The sequence below is a fragment of the Streptomyces sp. ALI-76-A genome (assembly GCF_030287445.1).
Lineage (GTDB): Bacteria > Actinomycetota > Actinomycetes > Streptomycetales > Streptomycetaceae > Streptomyces.
The window spans coordinates 3,093,562-3,110,708 of record NZ_JASVWB010000002.1; the positions used below are offsets into that span (position 1 = coordinate 3,093,562).

Sequence of the window (17,147 nt, forward strand, 5' to 3'; positions counted from 1 at the left end):
CGTCGGCATGTCCTTGCGGAGTCTTGCGTTGATCGAGAACTGGCCGGTTCCCACCGCCGCGGCGGCCGTCGTCCGGGCGGACGGAACCCTGCTCGGGACCCACGGCCAGGCGGGGCGGCGCTTCCCGCTGGCCTCGGTCACCAAGCCGCTCGCGGCCTACGCCGTCCTGGTCGCGTACGAGGAGGGGGCGATCGACCTCGACGAGCCGGCCGGGCCGCCCGGGGCGACGGTGCGGCACCTGCTCGCCCACACCTCGGGGCTGGCCTTCGACGAGCACCGGGTGGCCTCCCCGCCCGGGGAGCGGCGGCTGTACTCCAACGCCGGGTTCGAACAGCTCGGCGACCACCTCGCCAAGGCCACGGAGATCCCGTTCGCCGAGTACCTGCGGCAGGCCGTGCTGGAGCCGCTGGGCATGGCGTCCACCGCCCTGGAAGGCTCTCCGGCCAAGGACGGCGTGTCCACCGTGGAGGACCTCGCGCGGTTCGCGGCGGAGATCCAGGCGCCCCGGCTGCTCGATCCGCGCACGGTCGCCGACGCGATGTCGGTCCAGTACCCGGGGACGAAGGGCGTCCTGCCGGGGTACGGGCACCAGAACCCCAACGACTGGGGGCTGGGGTTCGAGATCCGGGACTCCAAGTCGCCTCACTGGACGGGTGCTTCGTCCTCGCCGCGGACCTTCGGACACTTCGGGCAGTCGGGGACGTTCCTGTGGGCCGATCCGGACGCGGGGGTGGCGTGCGTGGCGCTGACCGACCGGGCGTTCGGACCGTGGGCGGCCGAGGTGTGGCCGGCGTTCACGGACGCGGTGCTCGGGGAGCTGCGGGGCTGAGCCGGTCGCGGGGCTGGGGCGGGGTTCTCCCGCCCCCGCCGCCCCTACCCGTCCCGTCCCCGGGGGCTGCCGCCCCCGGACCCCCGCTGTCGGCCCCGAACGGGCCTCGTCCTCAAGCGCCGGACGGGCTGAGGTGGCGCTGGACGGGCCTCGCCTCGGGAGACGCTGGACGGGCCTCCACCAACGTCGGACGGGCTCAGGGGAGCATTTCCCACAGCAGCAGCTCCGCTCGCGTCACGGCCATCGCCTCCAGGTCCTTCGCGTCGGTGATCCTCGCCGCGTCTCCCGGGCCCAACTCCGCGCCGTCCAGGATCACTTCACCGCGGACGACCTGCGCGTACACGAACGCCGCGTCCGGCACCGCCGTCCGCTCCCCCGGCGCCGGCCGCCGCACGTGGAGCAGCGCGCCCGCCGCCGGGACGGCGTACGGCGTGGAGTCCGCGATGCCGTGGACGATCTCGTACGACGGGTGGCCGCCGGGCTCCAGCGGGGCCAGCCACATCTGGACGAAGGTCAGGGGGGCCGGGCCGTCGTTGCGTTCGACGTGCCGGACGCCCGCCGCCGCGCTCAGGCGCTGGACGTCGCCGGGCCGCACCCGCGTCTCGTGACCGGTGGAGTCACGGTGGGTCAGCTCGCCCTCGACGACCCAGGTCACGATCTCGGTGTGGCTGTGCGGGTGCTCGTCGAAGCCGGCGCCGGGGGCGAGCCGCTCCTCGTTGCAGGCGATCAGCGCGCCGAAGCGGAGGTTGCCGGGGTCGTAGTGCGGGCCGAAGGAGAAGGCGTGCCAGGACTCGATTCCGGCCGCGGGGTCACCGCCCGGGTAGCGCTCCGCCGCGCGCCGTAGGTCCATCACGGGCACCACGGTAGCCCTCACCGGCGACCCGGCGACGCGTCCTCGCGTCCGGATGAGGCAGTCTTGTCCCGTGCCCGAACCCGAAACCCGCCGCAACGGCTCCACAGCGCCCGACGTCCACGCGCACACCGCGACCCTGAAGCGGCTGGAGAAGTCGGCCGGCAGTCTCGCCGCGCAGGCCATCGCGCGTATGGACGAGACGCTGCCGTGGTACCGGGCCATGCCCCCGGAGAACCGGTCCTGGATCGGGTTGGTGGCCCAGGCCGGCATCGCCGCCTTCACCGAGTGGTTCCGGCACCCGGACGCGCCCCAGGCCATCTCCACCGACGTCTTCGGGACCGCGCCGCGCGAACTGACCAGGGCCATCACCCTGCGCCAGACCGTCGAGATGGTGCGCACCACGATCGAGGTCATGGAGTCGGCGATCGACGAGGTGGCGGCCCCCGGGGACGAGAACCTGCTGCGCGAGGCGCTGCTGGTGTACGCCCGCGAGATCGCCTTCGCCACCGCCCAGGTGTACGCCCAGGCCGCCGAGGCGCGCGGCGCCTGGGACGCGCGGCTGGAGTCGCTGGTGGTGAACGCGGTGCTGAGCGGCGAGGCCGACGAGGGGGCCGTCTCCCGGGCCGCGGCGCTCGGCTGGAACGCCCCCGAGCATGTGTGCGTGGTGCTGGGGAAGGCGCCCGACGGTGACAGCGAGCTGACCGTCGAGGCCATCCGGCGGGCCGCCCGGCACGCCAAGCTCCAGGTCCTCACCGGGGTGCTCGGCGCCCGGCTGGTCGTCATCGCGGGCGGCAGCGACAACCCGCTGGCGGTGGCCAAGTCGCTGATCGGACCGTATGCGGCGGGGCCCGTCGTCGCGGGGCCGGTGGTCCCCGACCTGCTCGCCGCGACCCGGTCCGCGCAGGCCGCCGCCGCCGGGCTGAAGGCGTGTTCCGCCTGGCAGGACGCCCCGCGGCCGGTGCTGGCGGACGATCTGCTTCCGGAGCGCGCGATGGCCGGTGACCCGGGCGCGCGCGAGCAGTTGGTGGAGGAGATCTACAGACCACTGGAGGAGGCCGGCTCGGCGCTCCTGGAGACACTCTCCGTCTATCTCGAACAGGCGAGCAGTCTCGAAGGTGCCGCCCGGATGCTCTTCGTCCATCCCAACACCGTGCGCTACCGGCTCCGACGTGTGACTGACGTCACCGGCTGGTCGCCGTCGGACGTGCGTTCGGCGTTCACCTTGCGCATAGCACTCATCCTGGGGCGTCTGGCCGACGGCGATCTCCAGACCTAAGCTTTTGTCGGGGGTCCACAAAACCCCCTCCTGTTCTTCGTCCCTGTCCCCACGGGCGGTCGTGGCCGTCCACAAGAGAGAGTGTGAGAGTGCTCGTACTCGTCGCTCCCGGCCAAGGCGCCCAGACGCCCGGCTTCCTGACTCCCTGGCTCGAACTCCCCGGTGTCCGCGGCGCCGTCGAGGCGTGGTCCGACGCCGTGCGGCTCGACCTGATCCGCTACGGCACCGAGGGCGACGCGGACGAGATCCGCGACACCGCGGTGGCGCAGCCGCTGCTGGTCGCGGCCGGCCTGGCCGCGGCGCACACGCTCTTCGCCGACCCGGCCGAACTCCCCCGCAGGGTCGGCGCCATCGCCGGGCACAGCGTCGGCGAGCTGACCGCCGCCGCGCTCGCCGGGGTGCTCTCCGACGAGGAGACCGTCCGGCTGGTCCGCGCCCGGGGCCTGGCCATGGCGGAGGCGGCCGCCGTCACCGCGACCGGCATGTCGGCGCTGCTCGGCGGCGACCCCGAGGTGAGCGTCGCGCACCTGGAGAAGCTGGGCCTGACCCCGGCGAACGTCAACGGCGCCGGCCAGATCGTGGCCGCGGGCACGCTGGAGCAGCTCGCCGCGCTGAGCGAGGACAAGCCCGAGGGCGTCCGCAAGGTCGTCCCGCTGAAGGTGGCCGGCGCCTTCCACACGCACCACATGGCGCCCGCGGTCGACGCGCTGGCGAAGGCCGCCGAGGCCCTCACGCCCGCCGACCCGCGGCTCGCCTACGTCTCCAACAGGGACGGGCGGATCGTCGCCACCGGTGCCGAGGTCCTCGAGCGGCTGGTCGGCCAGGTCGCCAACCCGGTCCGCTGGGACCTGTGCATGGAGACCTTCAAGGAACGCGGCGTCACCGCCCTGATCGAGGTGTGCCCGGGCGGCACGCTGACCGGCCTCGCCAAGCGCGCGCTGCCCGGTGTGCGGACCCTGGCTCTGAAGACCCCCGACGACCTCGACGCGGCTCGCGAGCTCATCGCCGAGCACAGTTCCTGACAAGGAGTCCGAGCAGCATGTCGAAGATCAAGCCCAGCAAGGGCGCCCCGTACGCGCGCATCCTCGGTGTCGGTGGCTACCGCCCCACCCGGGTCGTGCCGAACGAGGTGATCCTCGAGAAGATCGACTCGTCCGACGAGTGGATCCGCTCCCGCTCCGGCATCGAGACGCGGCACTGGGCGAACGACGAGGAGACCGTCGCCGCGATGTCGATCGAGGCGTCCGGCAAGGCGATCGCCGACGCCGGGATCTCCGCCGAGCAGATCGGCGGCGTGATCGTCTCGACCGTCTCGCACTTCAAGCAGACCCCGGCCGTCGCCACCGAGATCGCCGACAAGCTCGGCACGGACAGGGCCGCCGCCTTCGACATCTCGGCGGGCTGCGCCGGCTTCGGTTACGGCCTCACCCTCGCCAAGGGCATGATCGTCGAGGGTTCGGCGGAGTACGTGCTCGTCATCGGCGTCGAGCGGCTGTCCGACCTGACCGACCTGGAGGACCGCGCCACGGCCTTCCTGTTCGGTGACGGCGCCGGCGCGGTCGTCGTCGGCCCCGCGAACGAGCCCGCGATCGGTCCGACCGTCTGGGGCTCCGAGGGCGACAAGTCCGAGACCATCAAGCAGACCGTGGCGTGGACGGAGTACGACTCCACGGGCAAGTTCCCGGCGATCACGCAGGAGGGCCAGGCGGTCTTCCGCTGGGCCGTGTTCGAGATGGCGAAGATCGCCCAGCAGGCGCTGGACGCGGCCGGGATCAGCTCGGACGAACTGGACGTCTTCATTCCGCACCAGGCCAACGAGCGGATCATCGACTCGATGGTGAAGACTCTCAAGCTGCCGGAGTCCGTCACGGTCGCCCGTGACGTACGCACCACCGGCAACACCTCGGCCGCCTCGATCCCGCTCGCTATGGAGCGGCTTCTGGCGACCGGCGAGGCGAAGAGCGGCGACACCGCGCTCGTCATCGGATTCGGGGCGGGTCTCGTCTACGCCGCCACTGTCGTTACCCTCCCCTAGGCACTCCGTGCCGGATCATCGGTCCGGCACGGAAGCCAACGCCACACACCCTCTGAAAACCCAAGAAGGAGCGCCCACCATGGCCGCCACTCAGGAAGAGATCGTCGCCGGTCTCGCCGACATCGTGAACGAGATCGCCGGCATCCCGGTTGAGGACGTCCAGCTGGACAAGTCCTTCACCGACGACCTGGACGTCGACTCGCTGTCCATGGTCGAGGTCGTCGTCGCCGCCGAGGAGCGCTTCGACGTCAAGATCCCCGACGAGGACGTCAAGAACCTCAAGACCGTCGGCGACGCGACCGAGTACATCCTCAAGCACCAGGGCTGATCCGCCAGCTCCCGGAGCCTGGCCCCGCCACCCGGCGGTGGCGCCGTTCTCCCCGCCTGGGCGGGGGTAGTCCTCCTCGAATCCGTTGGAGAAAGAATTCCCGTGAGCCCGACCAATCGCACCGTGGTCGTCACCGGTATCGGCGCAACCACACCGCTGGGTGGCGACGCAGCCTCGACCTGGGAGGGTCTGGTCGCCGGCAGGTCCGGTGTCAAGGTCCTCCAGCAGGAGTGGGCCGCCGAGCAGGCGGTCCGTATCGCCGCGCAGATCGCCGTGGAGCCGACCGAGGTCATCCCGCGCCCGCAGGCCCGCCGTCTGGACCGTTCGGCGCAGTTCGCGCTGATCGCGGCCCAGGAGGCGTGGGCCGACGCCGGTTTCTCCGGCAAGGCCGGTGAGGACGGGTCCGACGGGGCCGTCGACGCCGACCGGCTCGGCGCCGTCATCGCCTCCGGCATCGGTGGCGTGACGACCCTGCTCGACCAGTACGACGTGCTGAAGGAGAAGGGCGTCCGCCGCGTCTCCCCGCACACCGTCCCCATGCTGATGCCGAACAGCCCCTCCGCGAACGTGGGCCTGCTCGTGGGCGCCCGGGCGGGCGTGCACACGCCGGTCTCCGCCTGCGCGTCGGGCGCCGAGGCCATCGGCTACGCCATCGAGATGATCCGCTCCGGCCGTGCCGACGTCGTCGTCGCGGGCGGCACGGAGGCGGCGATCCACCCGCTGCCGATCGCCGCGTTCGGCAACATGATGGCGATGTCCAAGAACAACGACGACCCCGAGGGCGCCTCGCGCCCCTACGACACCGCCCGTGACGGCTTCGTCCTGGGTGAGGGCGCCGGCGTGATCGTCCTGGAGTCCGCCGAGCACGCCGCCGCGCGCGGCGCGCGGGTGTACGCCGAGGCGGTCGGGCAGGGCATCTCCGCCGACGCCCACGACATCGTGCAGCCGGAGCCGGAGGGGCGGGGCATCTCGCACGCCCTGCAGAACCTGCTGGACCGCACCGACCTGGACCCGGCGGAGATCATGCACGTCAACGCGCACGCGACGTCGACGCCGGCCGGTGACGTGGCCGAGCTGAAGGCGCTGCGCAAGGTGTTCGGCGACGACGCGGACCACATGGCGGTCTCCGCGACCAAGTCGATGACCGGCCACCTGCTGGGTGGCGCGGGCGGTGTCGAGACCGTCGCGACGGTCCTCGCGCTGTACCACCGGGTCGCCCCGCCGACCATCAACGTCGAGAACCTCGACCCCGAGGCCGAGGCCAACGCGGACATCGTCCGTGGCGAGGCCCGCAAGCTGCCGGTCGAGGGCCGGATCGCCGCCCTGAACGACTCGTTCGGGTTCGGCGGGCACAACGTGGTCCTGGCGTTCCGTACGGTGTGACATGCGCCGTTCGGCTGAGAAGTGGCCCGGTCTCCGTGGGGAGGCCGGGCCACTCGGCGTGTGGGGTGCTGTGGCCGGCCGGCCACCGGCCGGTGGGGGCCGGCCGCGCCCACGCGGCGGAACCGCATGTCGGTACGGCCCCGCGCCCCCGAGGGCTCACACCACCTGGTGCAGCCAGCGGACCGGGGCTCCCTCGCCCGCGTACCTGAACGGCTCCAACTCGTCGTCCCAGGGCTTGCCCAGGAGCTTGGCGAGTTCGGCTTCCAGGTCGGTCTCGCCGCGCTGGGAGCGGACCAGGGCCGCCCTCAGCCGGTCCTCCGGGATCAGGATGTCGCCGTGGATGCCGGTGACCGCGTGGTAGATGCCGAGGTCGGGGGTGCAGCTGTAGCGCTCGCCCTCGGCGGTGGCGCAGGGTTCGGCGGTGACCTCGAAGCGCAGGAGCTGCCAGCCTCTGAGCGCCGAGGCAAGCTTGGACGCCGTGCCGGCCTGGGCCTGCCAGGAGAACTCCGAGCGCCAGGTTCCGGGCGCGGCGGGCTGCCGGATCCAGTCGAGGTTGACGCGTGTGCCCAACACCCCGGCGACGGCCCACTCGACGTGCGGGCACAGCGCGCGCGGCGCGGAGTGCACGTACAGAACTCCACGTGTCGTCACCGGGACCTCCGGGCAGAGCGGGACAGTCTTGCAGGCTGGCATGGCGGCGGTGGCACGGCAGCCACGCTGATGGCGAGGCTACCGTGCGGCGGCGCGAGGAGTGTGACGTACCGTCGGTCCCGGTGCCCCGAAACACCCGCCATTCACCCGGCAGGACGCTGGTACGGGTGCGAACCGTTGCGTGACGGCCGGTCGGGAACTCCCGCGCGTTGTTATGGACGGACGACGTTTTCACCTTTCCCGCCATCACCCGACGAACGAGGGGATCCCCACCGGATGCGGAAGCCAAGCCACCGCGCGCGTGCCGTTCTCGCCGTCCTGTCGGCGGCCGTCCTGGGCGTCACCGGCTGTGACGCCGTCGGTGGCGACGCGCCCGGGCCGACCGCCACCGACGCCCGGAAGGCGAAGCCGTCCCCGACACCGGCGTGGGACAGCAGCCCGGCCTCGGTCGCGGCCGTGGGCGACTCCATCACCCGCGGCTTCGACGCGTGCGCGGTGCTGACGGACTGTCCGGAGGTGTCCTGGGCGACCGGCAGCAGCGCCGAGGTCGACAGTCTCGCCGTCCGGCTGCTGGGCCGGGCGAAGGCGGCCGAGCGGAGCTGGAACTACTCCGTGACCGGGGCCCGGATGGCGGACCTGCCCGGTCAGATGGTCCGGGCCGCGAGCCGCAAGCCGGGGCTGGTGGCGGTGATGGTGGGGGCGAACGACGCCTGCCGGGCCAGCACCTCGGCGATGACCTCGGTGAGCGACTTCCGCGCCGACTTCCAGGACGCGATGAGCGCGCTGCGCGGGACGGCCCCCAAGGCGCAGGTGTACGTGGCGAGCGTGCCGAACCTGAAGCGGCTGTGGTCCGAGGGCCGGACGAACCCCGTGGGCAGGCAGGTGTGGAAGCTGGGCCTGTGCCCGTCGATGCTGGGTGACGCGGACGCCGTGGACGCGGCGGCGACCGAGCGGCGCGACACCGTGCAGAAGCGGGTGGAGGACTACAACAAGGTGCTGGAGGAGGTGTGCGCCAAGGACCGTCACTGCCGTTTCGACGGCGGCGCGGTGTACGCGTACCGCTTCGGCACCGACCAGTTGAGTCACTACGACTGGTTCCACCCGAGTGTGAACGGCCAGGCACGGCTGGCGGAGATCGCCTATCGGGCGGTCACGGGAAAGCAGGCGTGACCTAAGGTTCCGCACATGAACGAACTCTTCGCGACGCTTTCCGACGGCACCCCGGTCCATCGCTGGACCCTGGAGCGGGCGGGGGTCCGGGTACGGATCCTGTCGTACGGCGGGATCGTCCAGTCGGCGGAGGTCCCGGACCGGGACGGGCGCGCGGAGAACGTGGTGCTGGGGTTCGCCGGCCTGGACGGCTATCTGGCGCACCCGGAGCCGTACTTGGGCGCGCTGATCGGGCGGTACGCGAACCGGATCGCGGGCGGCCGTTTCACCCTGGACGGCCGGACGTACACCCTGGCCCGCAACAACCCGCCGAACTCGCTGCACGGCGGCGAGTCGGGCTTCGACAAGCGGGTGTGGGACGGGGAGCCGGTCGGGCACGGGGTGCGGCTGAGCCGGGTCGCCGCCGACGGCGAGGAGGGCTTCCCGGGGCGCCTGGAGGTCACGGCGACGTACACGCTGGAGGAGTCCGGGGCGCTGCGGATCGCGTACGAGGCGGTCACGGACGCGCCGACCGTGCTGAACCCGACCAACCACAGCTACTTCAACCTGGGCGGGTCCGGGAACGCGGGCGGGCACGAGCTGCGGATCGCCGCGTCCCGGTACACGCCGGTCGACGCGGACCTGATCCCGACGGGGATCGAGGAGGTGGCGGGCACCCGCTTCGACTTCCGGCAGGCGCGGAAGGCGGGCGCCGGGTACGACCACAACCTCGTGCTCGACAAGGGCGTGACGCGCACCCCCGTGGAGGTCGCCGAGCTGTACGATCCCGCCTCCGGCCGTGTGCTGACCGTCGCGACCACCGAGCCCGGGCTCCAGCTGTACACGGCCGACCACCTGGAGGGTCCCTTCGCGCCCGGTGACGGCATCGCGCTGGAGACGCAGCACTTCCCCGACTCCCCGAACCGGCCGGAGTTCCCGAGCACGGTGCTGCGGCCGGGTGAGGTGTTCCGCTCGGAGACGGTGTACGGCTTCTCGGCCCGCTGACCGGGCCGCGGGGAGACCGTCCAAGGGGCCCGTCACGGCACGAGCCCCGGCCCGGGTGTCAGGTCCCGGACCGGGGCTGCCCATGGGGACGCCTGTCCCGTATCAGACGTTAATCGTCACGGTGAGCCGACGGTCCGTGATCGAGCGTCCCGCCTGGATCTCGTACGAACCCTTCACAAACGACCAGGATCCGGCCTTCTCGTCCCAGATCTCGAAGGCCGGCGCGGGAGTTCGACGGTGGCCTCCACCGTTTCGCCGGGGGCGGCGGTCACGCCCGCGAAACCGGCCAGCCGGCGGGCGGGGCGTTCGGCGTCGTGTCCGACGGGGGCCAGGTAGACCTGGACGACCTCACGGCCGGTGCGGGTACCGGAGTTGCGGGCGCGGACGGTGACGGTCGTCCCCTGCACCTCGGCCGACTCGTAGGTCCAGTCGGTGTAGCCGAGGCCGTGGCCGAAGGGGTAGGTGGGGGTGCGGCCCTGCCGCTCCCAGGCGTGGTGGCCGATGAAGACGCCCTCGGAGTAGGGCAGTTCGCCGTTCTCCGGGACGACCTGGGTGACCGGGGCGTCGGTCAGGGCGCCCCAGGTGGTGGGCAGCCGGCCGCCGGGTTCGTGGGCGCCGGTGAGGACGTCGGCGAGAGCGGCGCCGCCCTCCTGGCCGGGGAACCAGCCGAGCAGGACCGCGGCGACCTCGTCACGCCAGGGCATCTCCACCGGGGAGCCGGAGTTGACGACCACGACGGTGTTCGGGTTGGCGGCGGCGACCGCGTGGACCAGGTCGTCCTGGCGGCCCGGGAGGGTGAGGTCGGTGCGGTCGAAGCCCTCCGACTCCACGCGTTCGGTGGTGGCGACCACCACGACGGCCGTGTCGACGGCGCGGGCGGCGGCGACCGCCTCGGCGATCAGGTCGTCGGGGTCGCGCTGCGGGTCCTGGTGGGCGAGGGAGAAGCCGATGGCCTTCATGGGGTGGTCCTCGGCGGCGGGCACGACGTACGTCAGGGACACCTCCACCGGTTCGCCCGCGGTCAGTTCGACCCGGGCGCGGGGCACCGGGGCGCCGAAGAACGCCTGGAACGGGTCGTCGTCGGCGGGGCGCTGGACGTCGTCGTAGTACGTCGTGCCGTCGACGCGCAGGGTGACGGAACAGCCGGGGCACCTCGCGGGTCATGCGGGGCACCTGCCGGACGCCGCCCTGAGCGCGGGCTTCCGGCCGCGCGTCGCGCACGCGGTCGGCGAGTGGACATCCGAACAGGGCCGCGTCGCCGCGCGCCTCGGCGTGGTCCCGGTGCCGCGCTCGCCGCCGCGTCGGTACGCCCGGACGCGCCCTGCTCCCGGACGAGGGTGCCCCGGCTCGGGCCGTGCACGTGGCGGCCGCACGGAGGCGGTGGCTCGCCCCGGCCGTCGAGGCGTTCGGGGGGCGTCGCGGGAGGCGGGGGCCCGGCCGGCGCGGGCGTCACGCCGTATGGCGTGGACCACTCCTGTCACGGGATACTGCGGCCGTTCGGGCGGTACCGCTTCCCCCACGGCTACAGAAGGGCTGAACTGCCTTGGTCTCGCTACGTGTTCGGATCGGATTCCTGGGGCTGACCATGCTGGCGGGGCTGGCGGTGCCCACCGGCACCGCGGCGGCGGCCGGGACCGCGCTCTCCCCCACCGTCGAGGAGGGGCGGCTCGACCGGGCCGTGCCGCGGGAGATACTCCGGCGGTCCGGGTTCGACGCCCGGACGGAGCGGTTCGCCCGGACCCTCGGCTCGGCCGGCTCCTACGCCGAGGCCCGCCGGGCCGTCGTGCGGGAGGGGTCGGCGCTGTGGCGGCGGGCCGTCGAGCGGGCGCAGGGGCGCGGGCCGGCGGGCGGGGACCTGAGCCGGGACGACGACCGGCCGCTGTACTGGGCGCGGCTGGCGATGACCCGGGAGGTACGCACCTGGGAGCCGCAGTTCGGCCTGTCCGGTGCCCGACGGGCGTCGCTGATCGACACGTTGGAGCGGACCTCGCGCGGGCAGACCGCCGTCCGGTATCCGCGGGACACGAAGCTCAAGCGGATCCTGGTCACCGGGTTCGACCCGTTCACGCTGGACCGGGACATCCGGATCTCCAATCCGTCGGGGGCCACCGCGCTCGCGCTCGACGGCACGGTGATCGGGACGCCGGACGGGCCGGCGCGGATCGAGGCCGTCGTCTTCCCGGTGCGCTGGCAGGACTTCACGGACGGGACCGTCGAGCGGACGCTGCGGCCGTATCTGAGGAAGGTCGACCTCTTCACCACCGTGAGCCAGGGACGCGTGGGCCGCTTCGACGTGGAGCGGACCAACGGGGCCTGGCGGGGCGGGTTCGGGGACAACGACAACGTCGGCGTGACCGGTACCGTCCCGGTCACCGACCCGGCCTCGCAGCCGCAGTGGACGACGACGACCCTGCCGTACGCGAGGATCGTGGCCGCCGGCACCGGGCGGTTCCCCGTGTACGACAACACGCGGGTGACCGAGATCCCGGCGGGCGGGACCACGCCGGTCGTCCGGCCGGACGGGCCGACACCGGGGTCGACGGCCCGGCAGGGCGGCGGCGGGGACTACCTCTCCAACGAGATCGCCTACCGGGCCACCCTGCTGCGGGACCGGCTCGGGCTGCACGACTCGCTGCCGGGCGGGCATGTGCACACGCCGGTCCTGGAGTTCGGGGCCCAGAACACCGATCCGGCGACCGGGACGGTCACCGATCCGGGGTTCGTGCGGAACCGGGCGGACATCATCGCGCAGGTTCGGGCCATTCTGGCGGTGGCGGCGGAAGGCTGACGTCTCCGTCCTGGTGACCGTCGACGCTCTCCTCGCCCATCAGGTCGCGGGCCATGAGCGTGGCGCCCGCCACCGCGCCCGGCATCAGGAACACCGCGACGAACGGCACCAGGAAGGACACCGCGAGCGGCGTGCCGAAGCCCCAGACCAGGGCTCTGCGGGAGCGCAGGAGGGCGAGTCGGTCGCGGAGTTCGACGCGGCGGCGCTGGAGGGCGACGGAGGTGAGCTCCTGGGTGAGGAAGAAGCCGGTGACCAGGAAGCCGATCGCCGGGACGACCGTCTGACCGAGGACCGGGACGAACCCGAGCGCGAAGAGCAGGATGCCCCACAGGAGGGCACGCCCCAGGATCCGGAGGCTGTCGCGGGCCGAGATCCACAGCTCGCGCCAGAGCGGCAGGCCCGACTCGGGGGCGGTGCCGTCCGGGGAGAGGTCCCGGTCGACCTTCTCGGAGAGGTTCTCGTAGAAGGGCTGCCCGATCAGCAGGGTGACCGCGGTGAAGGTGATGACGGAGAGCAGCAGGGCGAGGGCGAACAGGAGCGCGGTGAGGAACCCGCGGAACAGGCCGCCCCAGGGGCTCGACCAGTCGTCGGCGAACGGTGTCGCCCAGGCGACGGCGTCCTCGCCCCACAGGGCCAGCGCGACCAGCACCGCCGCGTAGAGGACGAGGGTGATGAGGCCCGGCAGCAGACCGAAGCCGAACTGCCTGCCGTGCCGGGCCACCCACCGTTGGCCCGCCAGGAGGTACCTGAAGCCCGCCCCGAGATCGCGCATGGGAAAACTCTATCGGGGCCGGACCTCAGGGCCGCGGCGGTGTCCGGGAGCCGGCCGGTGCGGCCGGGGGCGGTGCGCCCGGTATGCCCCCGTGCGACCCGTGTGCCTCCCCCTTCCGCCCACTCGTCGATGCGCCATCCGGGGCATGCGCGCCACGAACTCCCTCTTGTTGCGGTTGAGTCGAACAGGTACACCTCGCCGTACCGATCTCAGGAAGCCCGGAGGAGGTACGTGTGCGCACCAAGAGAACCGTTTCTGCGAGACCTGTTCTGATCGCCACCCTCGCCGTCACCACGGCGGGCTCACTCCTGCTCACCCCCCACCCGGCGGGCGCCGACCCCCGGCCCGTCACCCGGGAGGACCCCCTCGACCGGCGCGCCGCCCAGGCGCCGGCGAGCGCCGCCGAGCGGGCTCTGGCCACCGCCGCGGCACCCGCCGCGGACCCGGCGGCACCGGAACGCGGCTACCCGCGCGAACAGGTCCTCACCCCCGACCCGGAGAACCCCGCCGACAGGTCGATCAAGCTCGGTCTCACCCCGTACCACGCCATCGCGCCGAAGCTGAACGCACTCCAGAAGCTCGGCGACCGGGTGAGTGTCGAGGTCGCGGGCCGCTCGGCCGGCGGGCACCGGCTCTACCTCGTCACCGTGACCGCCCCGGAGACCGCCCGCCAGGCCCGCGCCCAGGAGCGGATGCGGGAGCTGATCGAGAACGCGCCCGCCCGGGCCGCCGAGGACCCGGCGGTCAGGGCGGGTTACAAGGCTCCGGTCTTCTTCAACAACAACATCCACGGCAACGAGTGGGAGGGCACCGACGCCTCCCTGAGGCTCATCGAGCAGCTCGCCACCGCGAAGGACGCGAAGACGAGGGACCTCCTCGCGCACAGCCGCCTCTACTTCAACGTCACCGCCAACCCGGACGGCCGCATCGCCGGCACCCGCGCCAACGCCAACGGCTTCGACATGAACCGGGACTTCGTCACCGCCTCGCAGCCCGAGGTGCGGGCGATGCGGCGGATCCAGATCGACAAGCAGCCGGCCGTCATGCTCGACCTGCACGGCTATGTCAACGGCACCCTCATCGAGCCCACCACTCCCCCGCACGGCGAGAACTACGAGTACGACCTCTTCCTGAAGAACACCTACGCCAACGCGCTCGGCATGGAATCCGCCGTCAACTCCCTCGGGTACACGCCCGCGAAGGACGGCGTCGAGCCCGCGCAGATCCCGTTCCGGGACCAGGAGGAGGGCTGGGACGACTGGCCGCCGATCTTCACCCCGCAGTACGCGGCCTTCCACGGCACGGTCGCCGCGCACACGGTGGAGATCCCGCTGACGGTGAACAACGCGGCCTACAGCAGCCTCCCGGAGAGCGAGCTGCGCCGCCGGTCCGCGATCAACGTGGACGTGGCGGGCGCGGCCCTGCGCGGAACGCTGGACTTCGTCCGCACGCACCGCACGTCACTGGTCGCCGACCAGATCGAGGTCTTCCGGCGCGGGGCGGCGGGCGCGGCGCAGGTGCCGGTGTCCGAGGAGACGGTCCCCGGGGTGCCGGGCATCGGGCCGGAGGACGTCTACACGACCGCCTTCCCGCGGGCCTACGTGATCCCGGCCGGCGCGGGCGCCCAGCGGTCCGCCACCGCCGCGGCCCGGCTGGTGGACCACCTCGTCGCCCAGGACGTCCGGGTCGCCCGCGCCACCCGAGGCTTCCGGCTCGGCGGACGGACGTACGCGAAGGGCTCGTACGTCGTCGACATGCGCCAGCCCAAGCGAGGGCTGGCCAACGTGCTGCTCGCCGACGGGCGGGACATCAGCGGCGAGGTGTCGGTGATGTACGACATCTCGGGCTGGAGCCTGGGCCGGCTGTGGGGCGCCACGGTCCGGCCGGTGCCGTCCGGGAGCCTGTCCGGTGTGCCGCTGCGGACGGTCCGCGAGGCCACGGCCGTCGGCTACGTCGCCCCGCGCGGCGACCTGCGGCTGCGGCTCGACGACCCGCGGGAGATCGCCGCCCTCAACTCCCTGCTCCAGCAGGGAGTTCGGGTACGCCAGGCGGCCGACGGCAGCGCGATCGTGCCGGCGTCGGCCCGGTCGCGGGCGGCGGTGCCGGCCCGCACGTACGACGTCGCCTTCGACGCGACGAAGCTGACCGGGACGGCCGGCCTGCGGCGCCTGCGCGTGGCCGCCGCCGTCACCCCGGGTGAGCTGTTCGCGCTGCGGGAGATGAACTTCGAGGTCACGCCGGTGTCGACGGCCGTACTGAACGCGGGATTCGACTGGTCGGCGGTGGACGTGCTGTTCGTGTCGGCGGGGCTCAGCCACGGCGCCCTGAACACGCCCGCCCGCTCGGCCCTCGACGCGTTCCTCGACGCCGGTCACGGTCTCGTCGGGCGCGGCGCCACCGGAGCGGCCCTGAACACCGCCACCGGGCTCCTCCCCGTCACGTCCGTCGAGGGCAACGAGGACGCCAACGGCGTGGTGCGGGTGGTGAACGCGGGTCCGGTCACGGCCGGGGCGCCCGACCACGGGTTCGTGTACGCGCCCGTCTGGTTCACCGGCCTCGGACCCCGGGTCCGGGTGGAGCAGGCGTACGCGCGGGGGAACCCGCTCGTCTCCGGGCACTGGCGGGCGCTGGAGAACGGCTCGGGCGGTCCCGAGGACGCGGCCGGACAGGCCTCGGTGGTCAGCGGCCCCGGGGCCGTCCTGTTCGGCACCGAACCCCTCTTCCGGGACCACCCGAAGGGGGAATTCGCGCAGGTCGCACGCGCTGTGTTCACAGTGGCACAGGCACGTGGCGGTACAGGTGAGGAGAGCGGATGACGCAGGAGATCCACGGCACCGTCGCGGACGGCTTCGAGGCGGTACGCGAGGAGTTCGCCGCGTTCGTCGCGGGGGAACGGCCGGACTACGAGGGGCAGGTGTGCGCGTATGTGCACGGGCGCAAGGTCGTCGACCTGTGGGCCGGCGACGGTGTCGACGCCGGCTCCCTCTACGGCGTGTTCTCGTCCACCAAGGGGGCGGCCCACCTGGTGACCGCGCTCCTGGTGCAGGACGGCACGCTCGAACTGGACCGCAAGGTCACCTACTACTGGCCGGAGTTCGGGGCGGAGGGCAAGTCGGGGCTGACCCTGCGCGACCTGCTCGCGCACCGGGCGGGGGTGGTCGGGCTCGACTCCGGGTTCTCGGAGCAGGAGCTGGCCGACGACCGGGCCATGGCCGAACGCCTCGCGGACCAGCGGCCGTTCTGGCGGCCCGGCACCGCCTTCGGCTACCACGCCCTGGTCATCGGCGCGCTCACCGGTGAGGTGGTGCGCCGCGCCACCGGCCGCCCGCTCCAGGAGGTGTACGAGGAACGGATCCGCGCCCCACACGGGCTGGACTTCTTCCTCGGGCTGCCCGAGGCGCTGGAGCCCCGCTACCGCCCGGTGCAGCCGATGGCGCCGACCCCCGCCCAGCAGGTCGCGCTCGACGCGGTGCCGAAGGGGCCGCACACCCTGGCCTCGATCGCCTTCAACACCCATGTGCCCGAGCCCGGCAGCCTGGAGGGCTACGCCAACTCGCGTGCCGTACGGGCCAAGGGGCCGGCGTCGGCGGGCGGGGTCGCCGCCGCGCGCGGACTCGCCGGGATGTACGCGGCGACGATCAGCGAGGTGGACGGGCGTCCGCCGCTGCTGAAGCCGGACACCGTCGCCGAGGTCGGGCAGATCCACTCCGTCGGGTACGACCTGGTGGCCCGGGCGCACAAGTCGTACGGCCTCGGCTTCCAGGCGACGGCGGACACCTGGTACCCGTTCCTGGGCGCCGGGGCGTTCGGGCACAGCGGTGCGGGCGGCTCGCAGGCCTTCGCGGATCCGCGCAGCGGGCTGGCCTACGGGTACACGCGCCGGCGGATGGCCTTCCCGGGCGGGGCGGCGCCGGAGAACGAGCGGCTGGTGCGGGCCGCGCACACGGCGGCGCTGGCCGGCTGAGGCCGGTTCCACGGGCGGAGGCCGCACCCCACGTCCAGGGGTGCGGCCTGCGGCATGGGCGACGGACGCGGGCGGGCCGGGTCACGCCGCCCGACGTGCTCGGGCCCGGCGGGC

The 17,147-nt window shown here is 73.1% G+C and carries 14 protein-coding genes and 1 pseudogene; 11 read left to right on the forward strand and 4 right to left on the reverse strand.

The features are described 5' to 3' along the window. Positions 1-7 precede the first annotated feature (7 nt). On the forward strand, positions 8-829 hold the full coding sequence (locus QQS16_RS14880) for a serine hydrolase domain-containing protein (RefSeq protein ID WP_286062147.1): 822 nt from the start codon (positions 8-10) through the stop codon (positions 827-829). A gap of 196 nt (positions 830-1,025) precedes the next feature. Here QQS16_RS14880 and QQS16_RS14885 read toward each other — a convergent pair whose 3' ends face one another. Beyond that, positions 1,026-1,679, reverse strand: a complete 654-nt coding sequence (locus QQS16_RS14885) for a pirin family protein (RefSeq protein WP_286066329.1) — start codon at positions 1,677-1,679, stop codon at positions 1,026-1,028. Positions 1,680-1,752: 73 nt separating this feature from the next. Here QQS16_RS14885 and QQS16_RS14890 point away from each other — a divergent pair, with 73 nt between their 5' ends. From QQS16_RS14890 to QQS16_RS14910, 5 genes are all read left to right on the forward strand, one after another. Beyond that, positions 1,753-2,958, forward strand: coding sequence for a PucR family transcriptional regulator (locus QQS16_RS14890; RefSeq protein WP_286062148.1), 1,206 nt, complete (start codon positions 1,753-1,755; stop codon positions 2,956-2,958). A gap of 89 nt (positions 2,959-3,047) precedes the next feature. Then, positions 3,048-3,980, forward strand: coding sequence for an ACP S-malonyltransferase (locus QQS16_RS14895; protein WP_286062150.1), 933 nt, complete (start codon positions 3,048-3,050; stop codon positions 3,978-3,980). Positions 3,981-3,997: 17 nt separating this feature from the next. Further along, the gene (locus QQS16_RS14900) at positions 3,998-4,993 is read left to right on the forward strand and encodes a ketoacyl-ACP synthase III (protein ID WP_286062151.1); all 996 of its coding nucleotides are present in this window, start codon (positions 3,998-4,000) and stop codon (positions 4,991-4,993) included. Positions 4,994-5,072: 79 nt separating this feature from the next. Continuing rightward, positions 5,073-5,321 (forward strand): acyl carrier protein, encoded by a 249-nt coding sequence (locus QQS16_RS14905; RefSeq protein WP_030040115.1) that lies wholly within the window; start codon positions 5,073-5,075, stop codon positions 5,319-5,321. Positions 5,322-5,423: 102 nt separating this feature from the next. Then, positions 5,424-6,704 (forward strand): beta-ketoacyl-[acyl-carrier-protein] synthase family protein, encoded by a 1,281-nt coding sequence (locus tag QQS16_RS14910; RefSeq protein WP_286062152.1) that lies wholly within the window; start codon positions 5,424-5,426, stop codon positions 6,702-6,704. A 156-nt stretch (positions 6,705-6,860) separates the two neighbouring features. Here QQS16_RS14910 and QQS16_RS14915 read toward each other — a convergent pair whose 3' ends face one another. After that, positions 6,861-7,355 (reverse strand): DUF3145 domain-containing protein, encoded by a 495-nt coding sequence (locus tag QQS16_RS14915; protein WP_286062154.1) that lies wholly within the window; start codon positions 7,353-7,355, stop codon positions 6,861-6,863. A 276-nt stretch (positions 7,356-7,631) separates the two neighbouring features. Here QQS16_RS14915 and QQS16_RS14920 point away from each other — a divergent pair, with 276 nt between their 5' ends. Continuing rightward, positions 7,632-8,525, forward strand: a complete 894-nt coding sequence (locus QQS16_RS14920; protein ID WP_286062155.1) for an SGNH/GDSL hydrolase family protein — start codon at positions 7,632-7,634, stop codon at positions 8,523-8,525. Between the two features lie 15 nt (positions 8,526-8,540). After that, positions 8,541-9,509, forward strand: coding sequence for an aldose epimerase family protein (locus QQS16_RS14925; protein WP_286062156.1), 969 nt, complete (start codon positions 8,541-8,543; stop codon positions 9,507-9,509). A 102-nt stretch (positions 9,510-9,611) separates the two neighbouring features. On the opposite strand, the pseudogene QQS16_RS14930 reads toward QQS16_RS14925, so the two are convergent. Then, a pseudogene (locus tag QQS16_RS14930) lies at positions 9,612-10,639 on the reverse strand (glycoside hydrolase family 3 C-terminal domain-containing protein); the annotation flags it as partial. Between the two features lie 413 nt (positions 10,640-11,052). Here QQS16_RS14930 and QQS16_RS14935 point away from each other — a divergent pair. Beyond that, a complete protein-coding gene (locus tag QQS16_RS14935; RefSeq protein WP_286062157.1) occupies positions 11,053-12,297 on the forward strand; it encodes a pyroglutamyl-peptidase I in 1,245 nt (414 codons plus the stop codon). On the opposite strand, the gene QQS16_RS14940 is transcribed toward QQS16_RS14935, so the two are convergent. Then, positions 12,251-13,069 carry an EI24 domain-containing protein gene (locus QQS16_RS14940; RefSeq protein WP_286062158.1) on the reverse strand — a complete coding sequence of 273 codons (819 nt, stop codon included), beginning with the start codon at positions 13,067-13,069 and terminating at the stop codon, positions 12,251-12,253. The two genes, QQS16_RS14935 and QQS16_RS14940, sit on opposite strands and share 47 nt — an antisense overlap. Before the next feature lie 233 nt (positions 13,070-13,302). Between QQS16_RS14940 and QQS16_RS14945 the strand changes: the two genes are divergently transcribed. Both QQS16_RS14945 and QQS16_RS14950 read left to right on the forward strand, forming a co-directional pair. Beyond that, positions 13,303-15,885: a M14 family zinc carboxypeptidase gene (locus QQS16_RS14945; RefSeq protein WP_286062159.1), complete on the forward strand. Its 2,583-nt coding sequence runs from the start codon at positions 13,303-13,305 to the stop codon at positions 15,883-15,885. Then, positions 15,882-17,033, forward strand: coding sequence for a serine hydrolase domain-containing protein (locus QQS16_RS14950; RefSeq protein ID WP_286062160.1), 1,152 nt, complete (start codon positions 15,882-15,884; stop codon positions 17,031-17,033). Before QQS16_RS14945 ends, QQS16_RS14950 begins: the two co-directional genes overlap by 4 nt. The last annotated feature ends 114 nt before the right edge of the window (positions 17,034-17,147 follow it).